The 21,357-nt window shown below is 67.0% G+C and carries 24 protein-coding genes; 12 read left to right on the forward strand and 12 right to left on the reverse strand.

What is annotated here, in order from left to right; genetic code table 11:
- Positions 1–56: 56 nt before the first annotated feature.
- From ABD088_RS04755 to ABD088_RS04770, 4 genes are all read right to left on the reverse strand, one after another.
- A complete protein-coding gene (locus ABD088_RS04755; protein ID WP_343900441.1) occupies positions 57–962 on the reverse strand; it encodes an amino acid ABC transporter permease in 906 nt (301 codons plus the stop codon).
- A complete protein-coding gene (locus tag ABD088_RS04760; RefSeq protein ID WP_343900443.1) occupies positions 959–1,636 on the reverse strand; it encodes an amino acid ABC transporter permease in 678 nt (225 codons plus the stop codon). The genes ABD088_RS04755 and ABD088_RS04760 overlap by 4 nt, the downstream gene beginning before the upstream one ends.
- 132 nt (positions 1,637–1,768) lie before the next feature.
- Entirely contained in the window at positions 1,769–2,590 is an 822-nt protein-coding gene (locus ABD088_RS04765; protein WP_343900445.1) for a glutamate ABC transporter substrate-binding protein, read from the reverse strand.
- 62 nt (positions 2,591–2,652) lie between these two features.
- The gene (locus ABD088_RS04770) at positions 2,653–3,432 is read right to left on the reverse strand and encodes an amino acid ABC transporter ATP-binding protein (protein ID WP_343900446.1); all 780 of its coding nucleotides are present in this window, start codon (positions 3,430–3,432) and stop codon (positions 2,653–2,655) included.
- 120 nt (positions 3,433–3,552) lie between these two features.
- Between ABD088_RS04770 and ABD088_RS04775 the strand changes: the two genes are divergently transcribed.
- The 3 genes from ABD088_RS04775 (at position 3,553) to ABD088_RS04785 (ending at position 4,958) form a co-directional block, all read left to right on the forward strand.
- Positions 3,553–4,338, forward strand: coding sequence for an LOG family protein (locus ABD088_RS04775; protein ID WP_343900447.1), 786 nt, complete (start codon positions 3,553–3,555; stop codon positions 4,336–4,338).
- A gap of 2 nt (positions 4,339–4,340) precedes the next feature.
- Entirely contained in the window at positions 4,341–4,649 is a 309-nt protein-coding gene (locus ABD088_RS04780; protein ID WP_343900448.1) for a DivIVA domain-containing protein, read from the forward strand.
- Between the two features lie 141 nt (positions 4,650–4,790).
- Positions 4,791–4,958, forward strand: coding sequence for a DUF3117 domain-containing protein (locus ABD088_RS04785; protein WP_343900449.1), 168 nt, complete (start codon positions 4,791–4,793; stop codon positions 4,956–4,958).
- A 101-nt stretch (positions 4,959–5,059) separates the two neighbouring features.
- Here ABD088_RS04785 and ABD088_RS04790 read toward each other — a convergent pair whose 3' ends face one another.
- Positions 5,060–5,695: an O-methyltransferase gene (locus ABD088_RS04790; RefSeq protein ID WP_343900451.1), complete on the reverse strand. Its 636-nt coding sequence runs from the start codon at positions 5,693–5,695 to the stop codon at positions 5,060–5,062.
- 156 nt (positions 5,696–5,851) lie between these two features.
- Here ABD088_RS04790 and sigE point away from each other — a divergent pair, with 156 nt between their 5' ends.
- The 3 genes from sigE to ABD088_RS04805 all read left to right on the forward strand — a co-directional run bounded on the left by sigE (position 5,852) and on the right by ABD088_RS04805 (position 7,898).
- On the forward strand, positions 5,852–6,469 hold the full coding sequence (sigE, locus tag ABD088_RS04795) for an RNA polymerase sigma factor SigE (RefSeq protein ID WP_343900743.1): 618 nt from the start codon (positions 5,852–5,854) through the stop codon (positions 6,467–6,469).
- On the forward strand, positions 6,469–7,416 hold the full coding sequence (locus ABD088_RS04800) for an anti-sigma factor family protein (protein WP_343900452.1): 948 nt from the start codon (positions 6,469–6,471) through the stop codon (positions 7,414–7,416). Before sigE ends, ABD088_RS04800 begins: the two co-directional genes overlap by 1 nt.
- 92 nt (positions 7,417–7,508) lie before the next feature.
- Positions 7,509–7,898 (forward strand): sec-independent translocase, encoded by a 390-nt coding sequence (locus tag ABD088_RS04805; RefSeq protein ID WP_343900454.1) that lies wholly within the window; start codon positions 7,509–7,511, stop codon positions 7,896–7,898.
- Between the two features lie 22 nt (positions 7,899–7,920).
- On the opposite strand, the gene ABD088_RS04810 is transcribed toward ABD088_RS04805, so the two are convergent.
- Genes ABD088_RS04810 through ABD088_RS04820 form a run of 3 tightly spaced genes read right to left on the reverse strand, consistent with a single transcriptional unit; the run spans position 7,921 to position 10,967 of the window.
- The gene (locus ABD088_RS04810) at positions 7,921–9,054 is read right to left on the reverse strand and encodes an Mrp/NBP35 family ATP-binding protein (RefSeq protein ID WP_343900456.1); all 1,134 of its coding nucleotides are present in this window, start codon (positions 9,052–9,054) and stop codon (positions 7,921–7,923) included.
- Position 9,055: 1 nt separating this feature from the next.
- Complete coding sequence (locus ABD088_RS04815; RefSeq protein WP_343900458.1) at positions 9,056–9,685, reverse strand: DUF1003 domain-containing protein; 630 nt, start codon at positions 9,683–9,685, stop codon at positions 9,056–9,058.
- Positions 9,678–10,967: a magnesium transporter MgtE N-terminal domain-containing protein gene (locus ABD088_RS04820; RefSeq protein WP_343900460.1), complete on the reverse strand. Its 1,290-nt coding sequence runs from the start codon at positions 10,965–10,967 to the stop codon at positions 9,678–9,680. The genes ABD088_RS04815 and ABD088_RS04820 overlap by 8 nt, the downstream gene beginning before the upstream one ends.
- A gap of 127 nt (positions 10,968–11,094) precedes the next feature.
- Here ABD088_RS04820 and ABD088_RS04825 point away from each other — a divergent pair, with 127 nt between their 5' ends.
- Positions 11,095–11,979 carry a general stress protein gene (locus ABD088_RS04825; protein WP_343900462.1) on the forward strand — a complete coding sequence of 295 codons (885 nt, stop codon included), beginning with the start codon at positions 11,095–11,097 and terminating at the stop codon, positions 11,977–11,979.
- Here the strand turns inward: ABD088_RS04825 and ABD088_RS04830 are convergent.
- Both ABD088_RS04830 and ABD088_RS04835 read right to left on the reverse strand, forming a co-directional pair.
- The gene (locus ABD088_RS04830) at positions 11,976–12,644 is read right to left on the reverse strand and encodes a phosphoribosyltransferase (RefSeq protein ID WP_343900463.1); all 669 of its coding nucleotides are present in this window, start codon (positions 12,642–12,644) and stop codon (positions 11,976–11,978) included. The genes ABD088_RS04825 and ABD088_RS04830 overlap by 4 nt on opposite strands.
- A 49-nt stretch (positions 12,645–12,693) precedes the next feature.
- Entirely contained in the window at positions 12,694–13,497 is an 804-nt protein-coding gene (locus ABD088_RS04835; protein ID WP_343900465.1) for a hypothetical protein, read from the reverse strand.
- Between the two features lie 123 nt (positions 13,498–13,620).
- On the opposite strand from ABD088_RS04835, the gene ABD088_RS04840 reads away from it, so the two are divergent.
- Entirely contained in the window at positions 13,621–15,165 is a 1,545-nt protein-coding gene (locus tag ABD088_RS04840; RefSeq protein ID WP_372710665.1) for an MFS transporter, read from the forward strand.
- Between the two features lie 19 nt (positions 15,166–15,184).
- Here the strand turns inward: ABD088_RS04840 and ABD088_RS04845 are convergent, their stop codons facing one another.
- On the reverse strand, positions 15,185–16,216 hold the full coding sequence (locus ABD088_RS04845) for a zinc-binding dehydrogenase (RefSeq protein WP_343900466.1): 1,032 nt from the start codon (positions 16,214–16,216) through the stop codon (positions 15,185–15,187).
- Positions 16,217–16,242: 26 nt separating this feature from the next.
- The gene (locus ABD088_RS04850; RefSeq protein ID WP_343900468.1) at positions 16,243–17,694 is read right to left on the reverse strand and encodes an MFS transporter; all 1,452 of its coding nucleotides are present in this window, start codon (positions 17,692–17,694) and stop codon (positions 16,243–16,245) included.
- Positions 17,695–17,796: 102 nt separating this feature from the next.
- Between ABD088_RS04850 and ABD088_RS04855 the strand changes: the two genes are divergently transcribed.
- The 4 genes from ABD088_RS04855 (at position 17,797) to ABD088_RS04870 (ending at position 21,282) form a co-directional block, all read left to right on the forward strand.
- Positions 17,797–18,717, forward strand: a complete 921-nt coding sequence (locus ABD088_RS04855) for a helix-turn-helix transcriptional regulator (protein WP_343900469.1) — start codon at positions 17,797–17,799, stop codon at positions 18,715–18,717.
- 206 nt (positions 18,718–18,923) lie between these two features.
- The gene (locus ABD088_RS04860) at positions 18,924–19,727 is read left to right on the forward strand and encodes an SDR family oxidoreductase (RefSeq protein ID WP_343900470.1); all 804 of its coding nucleotides are present in this window, start codon (positions 18,924–18,926) and stop codon (positions 19,725–19,727) included.
- A 45-nt stretch (positions 19,728–19,772) separates the two neighbouring features.
- Positions 19,773–20,204, forward strand: a complete 432-nt coding sequence (locus ABD088_RS04865; RefSeq protein ID WP_343900472.1) for a cupin domain-containing protein — start codon at positions 19,773–19,775, stop codon at positions 20,202–20,204.
- 82 nt (positions 20,205–20,286) lie between these two features.
- Positions 20,287–21,282 carry a quinone oxidoreductase family protein gene (locus ABD088_RS04870; protein WP_343900473.1) on the forward strand — a complete coding sequence of 332 codons (996 nt, stop codon included), beginning with the start codon at positions 20,287–20,289 and terminating at the stop codon, positions 21,280–21,282.
- The last annotated feature ends 75 nt before the right edge of the window (positions 21,283–21,357 follow it).

The following is a 21,357-nucleotide window of genomic DNA, read 5'->3' on the forward strand; positions in this document are numbered from 1 at the left end:
GTCAAACCGGGGCACAGGGCCTTCAACATGCTGGGGGACCGCGGTCCCGGGAGCAACTAGGCCTTGTCCGGCGCTGCCTTGCCTCCGGGCTCCACGTCCTCCAGCCCTGCCGGGCCACCCACCATGGCGGCTGCCCCGGGCTTCGTCTTGCCCACTCCGCGGCTGGAGAGCCGGCGGGAGAGGATCGTGGCGATCTTCGACAGGGTGAAGTTGATGATGATGAACACCGCGGCGACCACCACCAGCGCCTGCAGCACGTTGCCGTTGGGGGAGGAATACGTCCTGCCGAAGAACAACAGTTCGTTGAAGCTGATGATGTAGCCCAGCGCGGAGTCCTTGAGGATGACCACGAACTGGCCGATCAGGGCCGGGAGCATGGCCACCAGGGCCTGCGGGATCTCCACGATGCGCAGCGACTGGCCGCGGGTGAGACCGATGGCGATGCCGGCCTCGCGCTGTCCCTTGGGCAGGTTGTGCACGCCGGAGCGGATCAGTTCGGCAACCACGGATCCGTTGTAGAACACCAGGGCAGCGACGACCGCCCACATGGCGCTGTTGTTGGTGATCTCCAGCGTCCGGGAGATGAAGATGTTGAAGAACACGATCATCAGCAGCACGGGAACTGCCCGGAAGAACTCGACGACCACCGAGCAGACGCCGTTGATCAGCCAGTTGGTGGACAGCCGTCCGATGCCGAAGATGATGCCGAACAGGACCGAACCGACGATCGCGATGGCCGCTGCCTTCAGCGTGTTGGCCAGGCCGGGAAGCAGGTAGTCCAGCCAGGTATCGGCTTGGAGGAAGTCATCCCATTGGGAGGCCTCCATCTGCCCCTTGGCCGCGAGGCCACTGATGACCCACCACAAGATGCCCACGATGGCGAGAGCACCGATGATGTTGATGACCAGTGTGTTGCGCCGCGACTTCGGGCCCGGGGTGTCGAATAGGATTGAGGCACTCATCGGGACACCGCCAGTTTCTTGGAAAGCCAGGTCGTCAGCAGGCCAACGGGGATCACGATGATGACGAATCCGGCGGCGAAGGTCAGGAAGATCGGTATGACGATGTCGGCCCGGACATCGAGCATGGCGCTCATCGTGGCAGACGCCTCAATGGACACCGAGCCGACGGCAGCGACCGTCGAGTTCTTGATCAGGGCGATCAACACATTGCCCAGAGGCACGATCGCGCCGCGGAAAGCCTGGGGCAGGATCACCATGCGGGCCGCCGGCAGGAACCCCAGCCCAATGGCGCGTGCCGCCTCGGCTTGGCCCAGGGGCACCGTGTTGACGCCGGACCGGATGGCCTCGCAGACGAAGGCCGCGTGGTAGATCGCCAGTCCCATGATGGCCAGGCGGAAGAAGTTCTGCTGGAATCCGCCGCCCAGGTTCAGCCCGAGCTGGCCATTGAGGGCCAGAACGCCGAACAAGATGATGATGGTCAGCGGGGTGTTGCGGATGATGTTGACATATGAGGTCCCGATGGCCGCGAAGCTCGCGACCGGCGAGATGCGCAACATGGCGAGGATGGTGCCCAGGATCAACGCGCCAATGGCCGCGAAGAAGGTCAACTCGACGTTGACCCAGAGTGCCCCGGGGATGTTGTACTCGGTGAAGATTGAAAGGTAATTATCCACTGTCTGCCTCTATCTGGGTGGCCGTGGGTCTATGGCACCGTGGGGCGGGGGCCCGGGTGGAGCCCGAAGGCCGGACTCCACCCGGTACTGGTGGCATCGCCTGGTCTAGCCGGACGATTCCACACGAGGGACTTAGGCGCAGGCCTCGGGTTTCGGCGGGTTCAGCTTCGAGTTCGGCTGGTAGCCGGTGCCCTCCGTGTTGGACTCCAGCGCCTTCTTCCAGTCGCCTGAATCGATCATCTTGGTGATCGCCTTGTTGATGTCCTCGCACTTGTCGGATCCCTTGGGGATGCCGACGCCGTACTTCTCCTCGGTGAACGGCTTGCCGACCACCTTGAACTTGCCCTGGTAGGCCGGCTGTGCGGCCAGGCCGGCGAGGATGATGTCGTCGGTGGTGACGGCATCGATGGTGCCACCGGCCATCTGGGTCACGCATTCGGCGTAGCCGGGAAGCTCCTGCAGGTTGACCTTGGAGGCGTACTTGTCCTTGACCTTGCGGGCCGAGGTCGAACCGGTGACCGAGCAGAGGTTCTTGCCGTTCAGATCTTCCGGCGAGGTGATGTTGCTGTCCTTCTTCACCAGCAGATCCTGGCCGGCCACGAAGTACGGTCCGGCGAAATCAACGACCTTCTTGCGCTCGTCGGTGATCGAGTAGGTCGCGAAGATCATGTCGACCTGCTTGTTCTGCAGCATGGTCTCGCGGTTGGCCGAGGGAGCCGAAACGAATTCGATCTTGTCAGCGGGGTAACCCAGCTCGTTGGCAACGTACTTGGCGACGTCGACGTCGAATCCCTTGTAGTCGTTGCCGTCCTTGAACCCAAGGCCCGGCTGGTCGAACTTGATGCCGATCTTGATCTTGTCTCCGCTGTCGCCGCCCGAGCCGCCGCCACAGGCGGTGAGGGTGAGGGCAGCTGCCGCCGCCATGGCTGCGAATGCATAGCCGGTCTTGCGCATGTGCTTCTCCTTGTGTTGTGTTCCGGGGGAGTGGGACCCGGAACCAGGTGCGGGTGTGGTGGTTAGTTGTTCGTGATGAGCTTGCCGAGGAAGTCCTTCGCCCGGTCGCTCTGCGGGTTGGTGAAGAACTCCGTGGGGGTGGCCTGCTCGACGATCTGGCCGTCGGCCATGAACACCACGCGGTCGGCCGCCTTGCGGGCGAAGCCCATTTCGTGGGTCACCACGATCATGGTCATGCCCTCCTTGGCGAGCCCGACCATGGTGTCCAGGACCTCCTGGATCATCTCCGGGTCCAGCGCCGAGGTCGGCTCGTCAAAGAGCATCACCTTCGGTCGCATCGCCAGGGCCCGGGCGATGGCCACGCGCTGCTGTTGGCCGCCCGAGAGCTGCGCGGGAAGCTTGTCCTTCTGGTTGGCCACGCCAACGCGTTCGAGAAGTTCCATGGCCAGTTTTTCGGCTTCTGCCTTCCTGACGCCCTTGACCTTGATGGGCCCCAGCGTGACGTTTTCCAGGATCGACTTGTGCGCGAAGAGGTTGAAGGACTGGAAGACCATGCCGACGTCGGCGCGGAGCTTGGCCAGCGCCTTGCCTTCCTCGGGCAGCTTCTCGCCATCGATGTGGATGGAACCATCATCGATGGTCTCCAACCGGTTGATGGCGCGGCACAGGGTGGACTTGCCGGAACCCGAGGGCCCCAGGACGACCACCACCTCGCCGCGGGCGACCTCCAGGTCGATGTCCTGCAGTACGTGGAGGGCGCCATAGTGCTTGTTGACCTTGGCCAACTGCACGACGGGGGCCCCTACCGTCGACTCGGTACCGGTGCGCGATGAATTGCTCATGGAAAGAACAGTAGTCGATGTAATGGGCGACACAATGGAGCGCCGAGTGGTTGGTGACCGAATCTTTACAAAAGTGTTCACTGTCCACGCGAAATAGGCCTCCGGGGCTAGGCTGAAACCATGCCAGACTCTCCAGACCCACGTCAGACGACGGAAGCGCTCCAGGAACAGGCCCGGCGCAAGGGCGCGGTCATCCTGCGCCGCGGCCAGGCCAAGGTCGCCCAATCGGACCAGCAGCTCCTGCAGTCCGGTCCGGCGGGTGAGGACTTCACCCATACCGATCCGTGGCGCGTGTTGCGCATCCAGAGCGAGTTCGTCGAGGGCTTCGGCACGTTGGCCGAGCTCGGCCCGGCCATTGCCGTCTTTGGCTCGGCCCGAACGCCGAAGGAATCGGCCAGCTACGAGCAGGCCGTCGCCGTCGGCAGGCTGCTGGGTGAGGCCGGATATGCGGTCATTACCGGCGGAGGTCCGGGAGCCATGGAGGCCGCCAACCAAGGGGCCTGCGAGGCCGGAACGGTCTCGGTCGGGCTCGGGATCGAGCTGCCCTTCGAGACCGGCATGAACGAATGGGTCGACCTCGGCGTCAACTTCCGCTACTTCTTCGCCCGCAAGACCATGTTCGTGAAGTATTCCCAGGGCTTCGTCGTCCTGCCCGGTGGCTTCGGGACCCTCGATGAGCTCTTCGAGGCGCTGACCCTGGTCCAGACGCAAAAGGTCACCAGCTTCCCCATCGTGCTGCTGGGGGTCGCCTATTGGAGCCCGCTGATCGACTGGCTGCGGGACACCGTCGCACACGAAGGGGCGATCTCGGTAGCGGACCTGGACCTCCTCCGCCTCACCGACGACCCGGATGAGGCGGTCAGGTGGGCCACCGGTGGCCGGAACGCCTCGGCGCGGCAGGCCTAGCCATGGAGTACCTGTTGGTGTTCGTCGGTGTGGTCCTGATCGGCGTGGTCGTCTTCCTCTCCGTGGGCAAACGGCGGACCGCTGCAGGTCCCGCGCTGCCCTCCAGTGGGCCGATCCTGGGCCTGGCCGAGTCGGTGCCCTCGCTGCCGCCAGTGCTGCTTCCGGAGCACCCCACGGCGCAGGACGTGGCACGGATGCGGCTGGGAGTGGGCCTGCGGGGCTACCGCTGCGACCAGGTCGATGAGGTGCTGGCAGTGCTCGCGGGGGAGATTGACCGGCTCCAGGAGGAGCTCGATGCGACACGGCGATGACCTGTGATTAGCGCCACGAACCAATCTCCGGAATAATATGAAGTGCAGGTTGAAAAAATGGGGGCGGCGAACTTCCCCCTCGTCAGAGACGATCCGCGGGCCCGGGTGGGACCGTGACATCCAGGAAGGAAGTCAGCATTAATGGCTGCGATGAAACCGCGTACCGGGGATGGCCCCATGGAGGTTACCAAGGAAGGCCGTAGCCTCATCATGCGGGTTCCGATTGACGGCGGAGGTCGCCTGGTCGTTGAACTGAATGCGGCCGAGGCAGCGGAGCTGAAGACCTGCCTGATGGGCGTCACCGACTGATCTCCACTTCCGCGCGAGGCTGGAGAACGCAGAAGGCAGGAACGACGGCGGTGGCCGTGTTCCTGCCTTTTGCCTGCCCAGGCTCTTGCCCGGCCCGGTGATCAGGCGGTGCGGACCGCCAGCAGCAGGCCGCTGCCGGTGGGCACCGTGGTGACCGCCAGGTTCTCGTTTTCGCGCAGCATGCGCCCGATCTGCCGGGCGGCGACGGTGCTGCGCTCGCGCACTGCCGGCTGCGGGACCTTGTCGCCGTCGAGGGCGTCGTTGATGATCAGCATGCCGCCGGTGCGCAGCAGCCGTACACCGTGCTCGGCGTAGTCCACGAGGTTGGGCTTGTCGGCGTCGATGAACACCAGATCGTAGGCGCCGTCGGTCAGGCGGGGGAGCACGTCCCGGGCCCGGCCACCGATGGTGCGCGTGCGGTTTGCCGGGATGCCCGCATCCAGGTAGGCCTGCCGCGCTGCATTGAGGTGGTCCACGTCGATGTCGATGGTCGTGAACACGGCCTGGGAGGAGAGCCCCCGCAGCAGGCTGACGCCGGAGACGCCGACTCCCGAACCGACCTCGACCACGGTGCGCGCCTTCGAATTGGCGGCGAGGACCTGGAGCAGTGAGGCGATGCCGGGTCCGACCGGCTCGACGCCGAGTTCATAGGCACGTTCGCGTGCCCGGGTGATCACGTCGTCCTCGACGGGCAACGCCTCGGTGTAGGACCAGCTGCTGTGCTTGTCGGAGCTCATGGGGTGGGAAGTTTCCTCGGGTTCGTGGGTGCGCGGCCTGGGACCGTGAAGGCCCCGATCCATCTTAGCGCCGCAATCGGGTGTGCTGGGATGGGGGCATCTGCCCAGTGGTTCTACAGGATGTTCACAGGATGATCCGGAAGAATCGACAACGTGATTGTCAATAGGAACCCCGAAGCCGGTAACGCCATCGAGCGCGCCGAACAGGACGAGGGCGTGCCCTCCTGGGATGAAATCGTGAAGAACCATTCAGCGAAGGTCTTCCGTCTCGCCTACCGTCTCACCGGTAACCGCTACGACGCCGAGGACCTGACCCAGGAAACCTTCGTCCGCGTGTTCCGTTCCCTGCACAATTTCACCCCCGGCACCATTGACGGCTGGCTGCACCGCATCACCACCAACCTCTTCCTCGACCAGGCCCGGCGTCGCAACCGCATCCGCTTTGATGCCTTCGCCGAGGACGCCGAGACGCGCCTGCCCGGCAAGGACCCGGGGCCGGAGCGCACCTTCGAATACAACAACCTGGACATCGACATCCAGGGCGCACTGGCCGAACTGGCCCCGGAATTCCGTGCCGCCGTCGTCCTGTGTGACCTGGAGGGGCTCTCCTACGAGGAGGTGTCCGAGACGCTGGGTGTGAAGCTCGGGACCGTTCGTTCACGGATCCACCGCGGCCGTTCGCAGCTGCGCGTCAAGCTCTCCCACCGTGCTCCGCAACCCGCCGCTGGACGCAACCGACCCAAGGTGGGGCCCGCGGTTTCCGAGGTGGGTTGATGTTCCATCGACACGCCCGGCGCATCGAGGACTACCTGGACGGTGAACTGGACGACCGCCAGCGTGCTGCCTTGGAACGTCACGTGCGCGAGTGCGCCGACTGCCGGCTCCAATTGGAGGACCGGCGCCGCCTCAAACGCCGTCTCCAATCGCTGAACTCCGTGGCACACGAGCAGGGCCTGCCCGACGATGCCCTTCTGGGCAAGCTGCGCGAGAGCCCGTGGACCCCGAGTTCGCCCACCGTGTTCTCCTCGGCCGCACTGGATGACCAATGGCACAGTTCACGGCTGCGCGCCATGGCACCGACCCTGGCCTCCGCCGCCGTCGTCGCCATGCTCGCCGCGGTCCTCTGCGCCGCCTGGATGCTCGGAGGGGCAACATCGGGCTCCAGCGACGGCCCCCTGGCCGAGGCCTGGTCCGAATCGGCGACCGAGCTCAACGCCACGGATCTCAATGCCCTGCGGGCCGCTGGCTGGAACTGCCCCACCATGCGATCTGCAGGCTTGGAGCTGGTCGGTGCGACCGGCCGGCGCATCAACGGCGTGGACCACGTCAGCCTCGAATTCGCCGGCAACGACGGGCGCGTGGAACTGACAGAATCGCGGACCCCCGGCGTCGCCCTGCTCAATGCCCCCTTGACGCGCACCGGAGGTGACGTGAAGCAGACGGCGGCGAACGTCATCGGCTCCCCGGCACCGCGCCTGCGCACCATCGACGGAGAGCGAATCGGGGTCGCCGAGCTCAACGGGGCCACGCAACTGGACATGCACACCGCCACCTACGCACTGCAATCGACCTTGGAGAACAGCGCCACCGAAGCCGTCGTGGCCCGCGTGGTCGCCACCGAACATGCCCGGCTCGCCCCGCAAACCCACGATGGCGAGGGGACGTTGAGCCGGCTGGGCCGGGGCATGTCGCGGCTTCTGGTCCTGGACACGGACCACTAGATGCGCAGCAGGCGAACGCCACATCCGGGGCGACGCACCGAGAGCGGCCCCCGGAGTTCGGGCCAGCGCCGTGGAACAGGTAATCTCTAGACGTGTTTGGAATTAACGGTGGCGAGTTCCTCATTCTCGCGGTGTTGGCGGTCTTCGTGCTGGGCCCCGACAAGCTCCCGGTCTATGCGCAGCAATTGGCGCGCCTGGTCAAGGAAGTACGCCGCATGGCCACCGGTGCCAAGGAGCAGCTCCGCGAGGAGGTCGGTGACGAGATCGCCGACCTGGACTGGCGCAAGCTGGACCCGCGGCAGTACGACCCGCGCAAGATCATCAAGGAAGCCCTGCTCGATGATGACGACGACGAGGCACCGACCGCGACTCCGTCACCGGCAGTGAAGCAGAAGTCGCTGCCCTCCCCGGCCACGGTGCGTTCAGGAGGCGACGTGCTCTCCGCCGGGGAACGGGCGCCGTTCGACCTCGAGGCCACCTGAGCCGCAGCTCCAGGCTCCACGCCTAGTGCGTGGGCGTCACGCCCAGGTTGAGTCCCGCCAACCCGCGCGGTGTATGTGACAGGGCACGGGCAATGGCGGTGATCTGACGGGCGGACGCCGTCCCCGGCGCAGCAATGACCACCGGTGTTCCGGCATCCGCCGACTCGCGCAGCAGCGGGTCCAGGGGCACCTCACCCAACAGGGGCACGTCGGTATCCAGCGACGCGGCCAGCCGCTCGGCCAACAGGGCGCCGCCACCGGAACCGAACGGATACATCCGCTCGCCATCGGGCAACTCCAGCCACGACATGTTCTCCACCACGCCGATGACCTGTTGTCCGGTCTGGGAGGCCAGGGCCCCGGCGCGTTCGGCAATCGCCGCGGCCGAGGCCTGGGGGGTGGTCGCCACGAGGATCGAGGAACCCGGCAGCAGTTGTCCCACGGAGATCGCCACGTCCCCGGTGCCCGGGGGCAGATCCAACAGCAGGACGTCCAGATCGCCGAAGTGCACGTCGGTGAGGAACTGCTCCAGCGCCCGGTGCAGCATGGGTCCGCGCCAGATGACCGGCTGGTTCCCTTCAACGAACATGCCGATGGAAATCACCTTCACCCCGTGGGCGACCGGCGGCAGGATCATTTCATCGACCCGGGTCGGTGCCTGGGTGATCCCCATCAGTCCCGGGACCGAGAACCCGTGGACGTCGGCGTCGATGATGCCCACGCGCAGACCGTCGGCTGCCATGGCGCAGGCCAGATTGACCGTCAGGCTCGACTTGCCCACGCCCCCCTTGCCGCTGGCGACGGCGATGACGCGGGTCAGCGAGCCCGGCTCGGAGAACGGGATGGTGGTGCGCTTCAGGCCCTCCTTGAGGGTGGCCCGCTGCTGCGGCGTCATGACGCCCAGTTCCACCTGGACCGCGGTGATGCCGGCGACGGAGCCCACGGCAGCTGCGGTATCCGCCTCGATCGTGCTGCGCAGCGGACACCCGGAAATGGTGAGCAGGACGCGCACCTGGGCCGTGCCGTCGGCGGTGACCTGGACATGGTCGACCATGCCGAGTTCGGTGATGGGACGGCGGAGTTCGGGATCCTGCACGGTGGACAGCGCGTCGCGGACGGCGGCCTCGAGGGTTCCGTCGGTACTGCTGGGGGCCAAGCTACTCGTTGCTCCCTTCGGTGCGGTCACCGGCGGGACGCCGGCGTTCCTGCCGCACGCGCGGCAGGGTGGTGGTGGCGTCGGAGACCTTCTCCTTGCGCCGCGGTGCCTTGCCGCGCAGCCGGATGTCCTCGCCGTCGTTCGATTCCACGAGCTCCTCCAAGGCGGAGCGCAACTCGCTGCGCACGTAGTCGCGGGTGGCCACATCGCGCAGGACGATGCGCAGGGCCGCGAGCTCGCGGGTGAGGTATTCGGTGTCGTTCAGGTTCCGCTCGGCCCGGTTGCGGTCCTCCGTGAAGGAGACCTTGTCCCGGTCGTCTTGCCGGTTCTGCGCCAGCAGCAGCAGCGGTGCGGCGTAGGAGGCCTGCAGCGAGAGCATCAGCGTCAGGGCGGTGAAGCCCAGTGCCGCCGAGTCGAAGCGCAGCGACTGCGGTCCCCAGGTGTTCCAGGCCAGCCAGAACACGCAGAAGACCGACATGTAGACCAGGAACGCCGGCGTGCCCATGAAACGGGCGAATCCCTCGGTGGCCTTGCCGAACGCGTCGGGGTTGGGGGAGAGCCGCGGCCACCACCGGGCCCGGGCTCCCAGCGGGGTGTCCAGGCCGGATCCCGTGCTTTTCTGCTCAGCCATGGCGCGTAGCCCCCTTCACTTCCGTCTCGTCGTCGTGCGTTCGCCAGTCCTCGGGCAGGATGTGGTCCAGGACGTCATCGACGGTGACCGCCCCGACCAGCCGGCCGTCGCGGTTCACCACCGGCAACGAGGTCAGGTTGTAGGCGGCCAGCATGCGGGAGACCTCGCTGATGTCGGCCACGTCGAGCACCGGTTCCAGATCGGTGTCCAGGATGTTGCCGACCGGTTCGGGCGGCGGGTAGCGCAGCAGTGCCTGGATGTGGACCATGCCCAGGTACTTGCCCGTGGGCGTTTCCAGCGGGGGCCTGCACACGTACACGCTGGAGGCCAGGGCCGGGCTGATCTCCTCCTGGCGCACATTGGCCAGCGCCTCGGCGACCGTGGTCTCGGGGGCCAGGACGATCGGCACCGGGGTCATCATCGAGCCCGCGGTGTTCTCCTCGTATTCGAGCAGGCGGCGGACGTCCTTGGCTTCCTCGGGCTCCATCAGCTGCAACAGGGCCTCCTGCTGGCCCTCGTCGAGCTCGTTGAGCAGGTCGGCTGCGTCGTCGGGGTCCATCTCCTCCAGCACGACGGCGGCACGTTCCATGTCCAGGGAGGAGAGGATCTGCACCTGTTCGTCGTCGGGCAGTTCCTGGAGCACGTCGGCCAGCCGGTCATCCTGCAGTTCGGTGGCGACCTCGACGCGGCGCTTGTCGCTCATCTCATGCAGCGCCTCGGCGAAGTCGGCCGGCTTGAGTTCCTCGTGGGCTGCGACGAATTGGGTGGCGGCCTGCGGGGCATCGCGGCTGTCGTGCTGGATCTCGTCCCAGGCGACCAGCACCCGGTGCCCGCGGGCCAGCCGGCGCAACGCCCGGAACCCACCTGCGGGTTCGCCACGGCGGATGTAGTAGTCGGAGAGCGCCCAGTCGCCATTGCGCAGCTGCTGCAGGCCGATGTCCTCCACGACCCCGGTGCCGGAGCCGTCGGTGAAGGCCACCGCGCGGTCGAAGAGCTCGGCCACGACCAGCGTCTCGGCGCCGCGTTGCTGGAAACGGCGCAGGTTCACCAGACCCGAGCAGATGATCTGGCTGGACTCCATGGCCTGGACGCGCGTCATGGGGACGAACACGCGTTTCTTCCCGGGCACCTCGACGACCAGGCCGACGCCCAGTGCCTGTTTTTGCGGTCCGCGATCGAACACGACGACATCCCGCAGTCGGCCGAGACGGTCGCCGAGGGGGTCGAAGACATCGAGGCCGAGCAGGCGGGCAATGAATACCTTGTTGGATGAGCTGCTCACCCTCCTAGGCTACTGCCTGCGGGGCCGCCGCGGACGGGCCGACGCGGGGAGACGCGAGCTGTGGTGGCGCGGTTCACCCGCAGCGATATGCACTACCTGGGGTGCCTCGACAAGGCAGAATGGGATCATGAGCTCTCCAACCGGCGCCACCCCGAACGCCTCCGCCCGCCTCGCGCTACCCCGTGGCGAGATCCTGGGCCGTTACGATTCCTACCTGGATGCCCAGAAGGTGGTCGACTACCTGGCCGACCACGACTTCCCCGTCGCCGGAGTGAGCATCATCGGCAACGACCTCAAGACCGTCGAACGCGTCACCGCGAAGCTGAGCTATCCGAAGGTCGCGCTGGCCGGCGCCGCACAGGGTGCCATGTTCGGCATCTTCGTCGGGCTGATCCTGAGCATCTTCGGCCCCAACGGCGGAGTGACGCAGATCCTCTCCTCCGTTGGCCTGGGCATGGCCATCTGGATGATCGTCGGCGTGGTGAGCTACTCGTTCCGCAAGGGCAAGCGCGACTTCTCCTCCTCCAGCCAGGTCATGGCCACCAATTACGACGTCGTCGTCGCCTTCGAACACGCGGCCGCGGCCCGCGACCTGGCCTCCAAGCTGCCCATGAGCCGGGGCGGCACCCAGCAGGTCAGTCCCGCCTGGGCACCCCCGCGCCAGCAGGGCCCGCAGCACGGTGCCGGCCAGCAGGGAACCCGTCCGGCCAACCCCGGGCACGACGCCGGCACCTCCTCGGCGCCGGCCCCCGGCTCCCAGCAGGGGCCGGCTTCCCAGCCCGCGGCAGCCGACCCGTCGGGCGAAGCCTCCACCGGTCCGTCGGCGCAGCAGGGCACCGGGGCAGCCTATTCCGACCTGCCCGATGGCCGGCCGCAGTACGGCATCCGGGTGGCCCCCGAGCAGCACCCCACGGTCCCGGCCCCCGAACAGGCCACCGGGCAGGCGCCCGAGGGCTCCGACGACGGGAACGAGGGGGACGCCCAGCGCGATGGCGACGGACCGCGCGGCTAACCGCCGAGCAGGCGCAGCACGTCCTCATCGGTGAGCTGCTCGTACCCCGCGTAGAACGCCCCGACCGCTCCGAAGTCAGCGGGTTGGCGTGGGCAGATGACCTCGTCGGCGACTGACGCCAGCTCCGCGCAGACCTCGGCCGGCCCGACGGGGGCGGCGACGATGACCCGCTCCGGATGGCTCTGGCGCACCACCTCGATCGCCGCGCGCATCGAGGCGCCGGTGGCCAGCCCGTCATCGCACAGGACCACCGTGCGTCCTGACAGGTCGATGCCGCGGCCGCGCAGGTAGGAACCCTGGCGCCGGATCAGTTCAGCGTGTTCCCGGTCCCTGACCTCATCGAGGGCTTCGCGGGTGCGCTCCTGCGGCGGAACCGAGGACAGGACGTTGTCCAGCCTGACTTCGGCCTGATGTGGACCGTGCGCCGCCAGCGCGCCGAAGGCCAATTCCTCCTGGCCCGGGACGCCGAGTTTGCGGACGATGAGTGCATCGAAAGGTGCACCGATGGACCGTGCCACCTCCGCGGCAATGGGCACCCCGCCGCGTGCCAGCCCCAGGACGACGACGTCCACTCGTCCCTGGTAGGAGACGAACTGGGTGGCCAGTTCCTGCCCCGCGTAGTGCCGGTCGGTGAAGGGCCGTGGTGCCCCGAATGAAGGTCCCATGCCACCAGTGTGGACGCGAATCAGACGGGTGGCCAGCCCCTGGCTATTGTCAGGACCAGAGCCCGATGCGCCGCCTGAAGTCGTCCACGACGGCCGGGACCACGCCGTCGCCCTCGAGGCATGCGCGCACGTCACTGGCCGCAGGAAGACTGATCCCCTCGGCCCAGGCGGCTAATTGGAGCAGTGGTGGAGCCAAGTCCGGACGGATCAGGCTCCACCGTTTGGCGCTGGTCATCCGGTCAGTCGTCCAGGTTGCATCGTGCACGCTGACCAAGCCGGCAACGGCCAGCAGCGTCTTGCGCGCGATGCGTCGCCCCAGGGATGCTGTGGCGCCTTCGGCCAGCAGCTGCCTCCAGCGCTCGAGGCAGCTGCCGATATCGCCGTTGAAGCCTCGCGCCGCCGCGAGGTCTCCCCGGAACGGCCCGACGTCTTCGGAAGTCTCCGCCCCGAGGAGTGGCAGGCAATAATGGCGCAGGAAGACACGGTTCCCGTAGGCGGCATCGCCGGTCCCCACGAAGTCCTCGGGCTGCGCGGCACCAATCTCCACAGCTCGACAGAGCCCGGCATGGCGCGAGGACAGCTGACGTGCCACCGCGGTGCTCACATCGGAGGGAAGCCCGATAGTGAACAGGTCGACATCCGAAACGCCGCTTACTGCCCGTCCCGTGGCCACCGACCCGTACAAGTAGAGTCCCGCACGTGCCTGGCCAGGCGCCACTGCGCTGGGCAGGGCAGACGACAGCCCGGCACACGCCTGGTCGAGGAGGGGTTCGAATGTCGGCGGTACCCGGTCCCGGCGCACACCGGTGGTGATGAAGCCGTGGGCATCGAGCCCTTCGAGTGGATCAAGCACCGACTACCTCCTGGGGATACAGCATGCGCGTGGAGTCCCCATCGTATGCAAGCCATCGCGGAACGGAGGTGAAACTCGTTAGCAACGGCAACTAAATGGTGGCTGCAGTGTTTGAATGGGCAGGTGACATCCACCGCTCCCACCCCCGAAACAGCCGACGCACCGGACCCCGGACGCTGGCGCATCCTGGCCGTCCTGCTCACCACCATGTTCATGTCCCTGGTGGGCGTGAGCATCGTCAATGTGGTGCTGCCCTCGATCCAAGCCGGGCTGCACGCCGATGACACCGACATCCAATGGGTGCTCTCGGGCTACGCGCTGACCTTCGGCGTGGTGCTGGTAGCCGCCGGGCGTGCCGGGGACATCGTGGGCCGTGCCCCGATCTTCCTGGCTGGCGTCGTCATCTTCACGCTCTCCTCCGTCGGCGCCGGGCTGGCCCCGGATCCGCTGACCCTGAACATTGCCCGCTTCATCCAGGGGCTGGGGTCGGGATTGCTGAATCCGCAGGTCGTGGGGATGATCCAGCACAACTTCCGCGGACGCGAACGGGGCCGGGCGTACGGTGCGCTAGGGAGCGTTGTCGGGGTCTCGGTGGCCATCGGTCCGTTGATCGGTGGACTGATCATCCAGCTATTCGGTGCCGAGACCGGCTGGCGGTGGACCTTCCTGGTCAACGTGCCCGTTGGCGTGGTCGTCATCATCCTGGCATTGCTGTGGTTTCCCCGGCCGCTGTTCACCCGCCGGCCGGAATCCCCGGCGTCCCACCCGGATGAGGGGGCCGAAACCCCGCCGTCCGTCGAGGCCGGACTGGTCGTGGAACCGGATGTGGCGATCACCGGCAGGGCGCGACGCCGTGGCCCAGGTGACCGTGACCTGGATCCGATCGGGGCCGTCCTGCTCGGGGTCGCGGTGCTGGCCCTGTTGTTGCCGTTCGTGCAGGGGGAGCCGACGCTTTTCACCTGGCTGCTGCTGCCGGCCGGCCTGCTGCTCATGGCCGCGTGGGTCGCATGGGAGAAGCGCTACCGGGCCCGCGGCCGCAGCCCCATGGTCGACCTGGATCTCTTCCGCACCGGGAGCTTCACCTACGGGACACTGATTGCCGGCCTGTATTTCCTCGGCGTGACCAGCGTCTGGGTGCTGGTGGCGCTGTACCTGCAGAACGGGTTGCACATGACCGCCCTGGACACCGGGCTGATGGGGCTACCGGCGGCGCTGACCTCGGCGGTGGTCTCCAACTGGGCCGGTAAGCGCGTCATGGACTACGGCCGCAAGATCGTCATCGGCGGCATCGTCGCCTCGTTCGTGGGCCTGGGGTTGAGCATCCTGGTCATCCAGCTGAACGCCCACACCGGCTTCGCCATCTGGTGGCTGGCGTTGGCGCTGCTGTTCATCGGCGTGGCCCAGGGGGCGGTCATCTCCCCGAACCAGACGTTGACGCTGACCGATGTGCCGCTGCGCTATTCCGGCAGTGCCGGCGGCGTGCTGCAGACCGGCCAGCGCATCGGTACAGCGGTGGGGCTGGCGCTGGTGACCGCGATCTTCTTCGCCACCCTTCAGGCCAGCGACTGGCAGGGGGCCTTCACCACAGGGTTCGCGGTGATTGCCGGCGTCGTGCTGATCACGCTGTTCGTCGCCCTGGCAGACCAGCGGCGGCGCAGCAGGAACTGACCTGCGGCGCCGCCGGTAGTCAGGGACGGACGAGGACCTTGAGCGCCTCGCGGTCGGCCATGGCCTGGTACCCAGTGGGGACGCCATCCAGTTCGACGGTCCGGTCGAAGACCTTGCCCGGTTCGATGCTGCCGTCGAGAACGAGGGGCAGCAGTTCCTCGATGTAGGCCCTGGCGGGGGCGACACCGCCGGTGAGTGTGATGTTGCGCATGAACTCGCCGAAACCGATCGGGACTTCCGAGAACTGCGGTGCGCCGACCCGGCTGATGACCCCGCCGTCACGGACGACGCCGATGGCCATCTCGAGGGCCGGTTTGAGGCCCACGGCTTCTAGCACGACGTGTGTTCCGTCTCCGTCGGTGAGTTCCTTGACCCGGGCGATACCCTCCTCACCACGCTCGGCCACGACGTCGGTGGCCCCGAATTCGCGACCGAGATCGGTGCGTGGCGCGTGCCGGCCCATGAGGATGATGCGCGAGGCGCCCATGAGGTTCGCGGCGATGACCGCGGAAAGGCCTACGGCCCCGTCGCCGATCACGGCCACCGTCTGGCCGGGGCGGATTCCTGCCTTCTGGGCCGCGTGGTATCCGGTGGACATGACGTCGGAGAGGCTCAGCAATGACGGGATCAGCTGCTCGTCGAATCCTGCAGGTACCACCACGAGGGTCCCCGATGCCTGCGGAACCCGGGCGAACTCACCCTGTCCGCCGTCGTTGGGGCCACCCCAGTGCGCTCCGTGGCGGCACGAGGTCTGCAGTCCTTCCCTGCAGAAGTCGCAGGTTCCATCGGAGGCGACGAAGGGTGCGATGACGAAGTCGCCGACGGCCAGGCCCGTGGTGCCGGAACCGAGTTCTTCGATGACGCCGACGAACTCATGGCCCATCCGGGAGCCTTCGGCCGAGTCCGGCATCGAGGCAAAGGGCCAGAGGTCGCTGCCGCAGATGCAACCGGCGACGATGCGAACGATCGCGTCGGTCGGTTCCTGGATGGTGGGGTGGGGGACGGTCTCGATGCGCACGTTTCCTGCGCCGTACATCAGTGCTGCTCGCATGGTGGGGTTCCTTACTGTGTTGGTGGTCAATGGGCGGGTTCGGCCTCGGGGGCTGGCACCGCGGCCCGGGAGGTCCCGCCGCGCCGTGCCGCCAGGTCCGCGGGCAGGATGAGAATGGCCGTCACGGCCAGGGCCAGGACAAGCAGGACGCTGCCCGTGGTGAGTGCGGCGCGGACCTGCGCGGCGAGGTGCACTGCCGGCGGACCGTCGGTGGTGACTGTCGTTGCGGCGGCGACGGCGATGCCCAATCCGAGGCAGGTCCCGACCTGGTGGAAGGTGTTGACCAGTCCAGATGCAGCACCCGCGTCGGCAGCCGGGGCTCCGACGATTCCAAAGGACGTCAACGGGGCGAAGGCGAGACCCTGGCCGGCGCCGATGAGGACCATCGGCAGGGCCACCGAGCCCAGGTAATCGGCTCCGACCCCGACCCGGCTGAGCCAGAACATCCCGACCAACGTGATCAGCACGCCGGCCGTGAGCGGAAGGGATTCCGGGATATTGCGCAACAGACGTGGCACGCCCATGGCGACCGCGAAGTTCACTGCGGTCATGGGCAGGAAGCCCAGGCCCGCCTGCAGGGGGTTGAAGCCCAGCACCTCCTGCAGGAATTGGGTTGTGAAGAAGAAGAACGCAATCATCGCGCCCAGGTACAGGAAACGGGCGACATAGGCGCCGGATCGGCGTCGGCTGGCGAACAAACGCAGGGGCATGATCGGCTGCGTGGCCCGGCGCTCGATGAGCACGAACGCCACGACGAGGACGGCTCCTGCAATGAGAGTCGTCGTCGTGATCGGGGAAACCCAGCCGTGCTCTGCGGCATGGACGATGCCGAAGACGAGTCCGCCTACACCCAACGTTGCGCTCAGGGCACCGAACAGGTCGAAGCGGCCACGGAGACGTCCCGATGCGGGGAGGAAGCGCGGGGCGAGTGCGATCATGGCGATCCCGAGGGGGACGTTGACGAAGAATCCGGCCCGCCAGGAGATCCAATGGGCCAAGGCTCCGCCGATCACCAGACCCAGACTGGCACCGATCCCCGCCGTCGCACCGTAGAGCGCCACCGCCCGGGTGCGCTCGCGTCCTTCCGGGAAGCTCGCGGTGAGCAAGGACAGCGAGGCAGGCGCGACGATCGCAGCGCCCATGCCCTGGATAGCACGACCGGCGATGGCCCACCAGCCGGTCGGCGCCAGCCCAATCAGCAGTGAAGCGAGGGAGAAGACGACCAAACCGAAAACGAAGACCCGTCGGCGTCCGAGCAGGTCTCCGGCCCGGGCGCCGAGCAACAACAAGCCACCGAAGACCAGCGTGTAGGCATCCTGGACCCAGGCCAGCCCGCCGGCGCCCAAGTGGAGGTCTGCCTGAAGGCTCGGCAGGGCGGTGAAGATCACCGAGTTGTCCAGGAGGATCATGAAGTAACTGGCGAGGATGATCGCCAGGATCGCGGCAGGGTGCGACGCAGTGGTGGGTTCGGTTTTCATGTTTTCCATCGAACCGCGCATCGACGGCTGCCGGGAGTCACGGCCGTTCCGGGTACTGACAGTGCCTCCCACGTTCCGAGGTGGCCGAGTAGCGTGGAAGCCATGACACACCGTGATGACGTGCGGAAGTTCCTGACATCCCGCCGTGCAAGGATCACCCCGGAGGAGGCCGGACTGCCCGCCTACGGGGGAAACCGGCGCGTGAGCGGACTGCGCCGCGAGGAAGTGGCGATGCTCGCCGGGATGAGCATCGAATACTACATACGCCTGGAACGCGGCAACCTCTCCGGAGCCTCGGATAGCGTGCTGGAATCCCTCGGGCGCGCCCTGAAACTCGACGATGCCGAAACGGCGCATCTGTTCGACCTGGCCCGCGCCGCCACCGCTTCGCCGCGTGTGCGTCGCAAGCGCAGTCCACAGACAGTACGACCGAGTGTCCAGCGGGTCATTGACGCGATCACCACCGCGCCGGCCTGGGCCCGCAACGACCGCGGCGATGTGCTCGCCTCCAATGAATTGGGCCGCGCGCTCTATTTGGATTTGATGGCCGAAGAGGTCAAACCGCCGAACAGTGCGCGGTTCACCTTCCTGAACCCAAAGGCGAAGGTGTTCTTTGCCGACTGGGAGCGTGCCGCCGATGACATCGTCGCCGTCTTGCGGTCCACGGCCGGGAAGAACCCGTATGACAAGGACCTCACGGACCTGATCGGCGAACTCTCAACGCGGAGCGAGGAGTTCAGGACGCGGTGGGCCAAACACGATGTGAAATACCACCGCGCGGGCAGCAAACGGCTCCACCACTCGATCGTCGGGGATCTGGAACTGAGCTTCGAGGCCATGGAACTCCCGGCCGATCCGGGCTTGCGCCTGAACGTGTACACGGCAGAGCCCGGCACGCCCTCCGAGGACGCACTGAAAGTGCTCGCCAGTTGGGCCGCGACGCAGCAGCAAGCCGCGGCATCCGGGGCGGGGAAGACGGAGGCGGCGACTGCCAGATCGACGCCGAATGATGGTCCTACCTGACAGCCACTCGTGAAGGCGTCGTCATCATCAGCGGGGGACGGCAGGCCGCCGTCTTGGCGATGTGAGGGGGCACTTGCCCCGCGGCGGCAGGGGGACAGCGTGATCCGGATCCGACGCTCCCTGTGCAGGCAACGGACCACACAGCCAATCAGAGACGGAGCTTCGGCCCCCACGGGCCCGAGTCATCCTGCGAAAAGGGGAACATCATGAAAACGAGTCCACAGAAACCGCTCACCGTACTCGTAGTCGGTGCCACGGGGAGCGTCGGCCGCCACGTCGTCGCCGAATCGGTACGTCAGGGCTACGCGACGCGGGCGCTGGTGCGCAATCCATCGCGCGCCGGTCGGCTGGATCCCGGTGCCCAGCTCGTCATCGGCGAGTTGACGCGTCCCGAGACCCTCGCCGAGGCCGTCGCCGACATCGATGCAGTAGTCTTCACCCAAGGATCTTCCTATGGGGATGCGGCAGCGGCTGAAGCCGTCGATTACGGCGCCGTCAGAAATGTGCTCCAGGCCCTCGGCGGACGGCCCGTACGCATCGCGCTGATGACTTCCATCGGGGTGACGGTTCCCGGCAGCACGCACGATTGGAAGCGCCGCGGTGAGCGACTCGTCCGAGGCAGCGGAAACGCCTACACGATCGTGCGCCCCAGCTGGTTCGACTACAACGACGCAGACCAACTGGAAATCACGCTGCTGCAAGGAGACGAGCGCCGCGCAGGGAGCCCCGCTGACGGGGTCATTGCCCGTCACCAGATCGCCCGCGTATTGGTCGACAGCCTCGCCTCCGACGCTGCCGAGCACCTGACCTTTGAACTCGTGGCCGAGCATGGACCCGCCCAGGACGACCTCGAACCGGTTTTCGGGGCGTTGGATCCGGACGTGCCCGGTTCACTCGACGGGGTACGGGACCAGGCAAATATGCCGGTCGACGATGAACCCGAATCCGTGCGCCGGGATCTTGGGGAGTTGGGCGACAGCCAGTCCGATGAACCGATCCCCGCCACCTGAAGGCTGCAACCCAGAATCCACCACTCACGACCAGGAGAAACAGACATGAGCGAAAACACCTTCGACAGCATCTTCCCGCGCGGGGAAAAGAACGCCGCCTACGCCCAATACTTCATCGGGCAGAGCTACCTGAACATGCTCACCACCGAAGGCGTCGCCCTGGGGAACGTCACCTTCGAGCCCGGGTGTCGGAACAACTGGCACATTCACCACGCCTCATCGGGCGGTGGCCAGATACTGCTCGCGACGGCCGGCAGCGGCTGGTACCAGGCCGAGGGCGAGGAGCCCGTCAGCCTGGAGCCGGGCATGGTGATCCAGGTTCCGGCGGGGACCAAGCACTGGCATGGCGCCAAGGCGGGCTCCTGGTTCGCCCATATTGCCGTGGAGGTTCCGGGCACGGACACCCGAAACGAGTGGCTGGAACCGGTCACCGATGAGGAGTACGGCAAGCTGAACGAGAAGGCGAGCAACGCATAGTCCTTGACGAGAACGGATCAGCGCCTCCGACCAGCTGGCGCTGCAGACAAAAACCTCGATCGACGAACGAAGGAATCACCACATGACGGATACGATGCGCGCCCTCGTGTCAGGACGCGGGCCCGAGTGGGTGCTCGCGGAAGTGCCAGTGCCGCGCCCCGGCCCCGGAGAGGTGCTGATCCGCAACCGCGCCGCCGCGACCAACAACGCAGACCTCCCGATGCTTGCGGAAGCAGACCCCACGAACGACGGTCACGGGCAGGAGTTCATCGCCGGCTTCGAGTACGCCGGTGAAATCGCGGCGTTGGGCGTCGATACCGGGACCTGGCAGGTCGGGGACCCCGTCATGGGGTCGGTCCCGCACGCCTTTGCCGAGTATGTGGTCGCGGACCACCGCTTCGTACTGCCCCGCCCCGAAGGGCTTGAACCAGACACCGCCTGTGCCTTGCCGACCGGGCTCCTCACCGAGCACGGCGCGCTGACCGCAGCCGGGTTCGCCGCGGGGCAGAGCGTGCTGATCACGGGTGCCTCGACCAGCATCGGGTTCATCGGCGTGCAGCTGGCGAAGGCGCTCGGTGCGTCGACGGTCATCGGTACCACCCGCAGCGCTGACAAGCGGGATCTCCTCACGTCGGCCGGCGTCGACACGGTCATCATCACCGGGGAGCACGACCTGGCGGAGGCAACTCTCGCCGCGACCGGGGGGAGGGGCGCCGACGTCGTCCTCGACCACCTCGCGGGTCAGGCTTTCGCCGAGTGCCTGCCGGCGACAGCGGAGGACGGGCACATCGTGAACATCGGCCGCCTCGCCGGCCCGGCGTCGACGATCGACCTCGATGCCCTCTCCTACCGGCACCTCACGGCCCACGGCGTGTCTTTCGGGTTCACCCGCGACACGGAGATGGCTGGCATCATCGCCGGTCTGCTGCCCGCAGTGGTCCCGGCCGTTGCCCGTGGCGAAATCCGGCCCATGATCGACCGCACGGTGGACGTCGCGGAGTCCCGGGAGGCCGCGGAGCGGCTCCGCTCGGGACAGGCAGTCGGCAAGGTCGTCTTCAGGCTTCCGGAAGAGGCCTGACCACCGGTCCCAGACGACAGGCGGCGCCGCAGGCAATGACCTGCGGCGCCGCCGTCGTACCCGGGAACCGGGATG

The organism is Arthrobacter rhombi (genome assembly GCF_039526245.1).
Taxonomy (GTDB): domain Bacteria; phylum Actinomycetota; class Actinomycetes; order Actinomycetales; family Micrococcaceae; genus Arthrobacter_H; species Arthrobacter_H rhombi.

Excerpts from the sequence above, each read along its gene's own strand:
- ABD088_RS04815 (WP_343900458.1), bottom strand. The coding sequence starts at position 9,685 with ATGGCTGAGCAGAAAAGCACGGGATCCGGCCTGGACACCCCGCTGGGA.
- ABD088_RS04850 (WP_343900468.1), bottom strand. The coding sequence starts at position 17,694 with ATGAAAACCGAACCCACCACTGCGTCGCACCCTGCCGCGATCCTGGCG.
- ABD088_RS04865 (WP_343900472.1), top strand. The coding sequence starts at position 19,773 with ATGAGCGAAAACACCTTCGACAGCATCTTCCCGCGCGGGGAAAAGAAC.
- ABD088_RS04825 (WP_343900462.1), top strand. The coding sequence starts at position 11,095 with ATGAGCTCTCCAACCGGCGCCACCCCGAACGCCTCCGCCCGCCTCGCG.
- ABD088_RS04780 (WP_343900448.1), top strand. The coding sequence starts at position 4,341 with ATGGAGTACCTGTTGGTGTTCGTCGGTGTGGTCCTGATCGGCGTGGTC.
- ABD088_RS04800 (WP_343900452.1), top strand. The coding sequence starts at position 6,469 with ATGTTCCATCGACACGCCCGGCGCATCGAGGACTACCTGGACGGTGAA.
- ABD088_RS04860 (WP_343900470.1), top strand. The coding sequence starts at position 18,924 with ATGAAAACGAGTCCACAGAAACCGCTCACCGTACTCGTAGTCGGTGCC.
- ABD088_RS04775 (WP_343900447.1), top strand. The coding sequence starts at position 3,553 with ATGCCAGACTCTCCAGACCCACGTCAGACGACGGAAGCGCTCCAGGAA.
- ABD088_RS04870 (WP_343900473.1), top strand. The coding sequence starts at position 20,287 with ATGACGGATACGATGCGCGCCCTCGTGTCAGGACGCGGGCCCGAGTGG.
- ABD088_RS04755 (WP_343900441.1), bottom strand. The coding sequence starts at position 962 with ATGAGTGCCTCAATCCTATTCGACACCCCGGGCCCGAAGTCGCGGCGC.
- ABD088_RS04830 (WP_343900463.1), bottom strand. The coding sequence starts at position 12,644 with ATGGGACCTTCATTCGGGGCACCACGGCCCTTCACCGACCGGCACTAC.
- ABD088_RS04785 (WP_343900449.1), top strand. The coding sequence starts at position 4,791 with ATGGCTGCGATGAAACCGCGTACCGGGGATGGCCCCATGGAGGTTACC.
- ABD088_RS04770 (WP_343900446.1), bottom strand. The coding sequence starts at position 3,432 with ATGAGCAATTCATCGCGCACCGGTACCGAGTCGACGGTAGGGGCCCCC.
- ABD088_RS04765 (WP_343900445.1), bottom strand. The coding sequence starts at position 2,590 with ATGCGCAAGACCGGCTATGCATTCGCAGCCATGGCGGCGGCAGCTGCC.
- ABD088_RS04845 (WP_343900466.1), bottom strand. The coding sequence starts at position 16,216 with ATGCGAGCAGCACTGATGTACGGCGCAGGAAACGTGCGCATCGAGACC.
- ABD088_RS04855 (WP_343900469.1), top strand. The coding sequence starts at position 17,797 with ATGACACACCGTGATGACGTGCGGAAGTTCCTGACATCCCGCCGTGCA.
- ABD088_RS04790 (WP_343900451.1), bottom strand. The coding sequence starts at position 5,695 with ATGAGCTCCGACAAGCACAGCAGCTGGTCCTACACCGAGGCGTTGCCC.